At 35.2% G+C, this 327-nt stretch carries 1 pseudogene; it reads left to right on the forward strand.

What is annotated here, in order from left to right:
* Positions 1 to 258: pseudogene (locus Ga0466249_RS26025) on the forward strand (ISNCY family transposase); the annotation flags it as partial.
* Between the last annotated feature and the right edge of the window lie 69 nt (positions 259 to 327).

Raw genomic sequence — 327 nt, forward strand, 5'->3', positions numbered from 1 at the left:
GTCGCTGTCTTAGTCGGTCCAAGGATGGGGGTTGCTGTAGAGTTCAAAAAAACTCTTTTCTCTGTTCTTCCTTATATTAAACAGAAAAAATTAAATCAACCAAGCTCAGCCTCAAAATCGGACCAAATTCCTTACTCTCCACCTGATAGCCATTATTATAAATATGGCCACACCTTGGTAAAAAAAGTCTCTTTTGAGGATAACGACAAAGATATCCTTTTGATGCTTGAAAGCATTTTCCTGAAAAATTATGCTTAAACTCTTAAGTGACATTTTCATCCGATAATTAGACACCTTTTTAGGTGACATTTTCAAAAGTTATTGACA

The sequence above is a fragment of the Pelorhabdus rhamnosifermentans genome (assembly GCF_018835585.1).
GTDB lineage: Bacteria > Bacillota > Negativicutes > UMGS1260 > UMGS1260 > Pelorhabdus > Pelorhabdus rhamnosifermentans.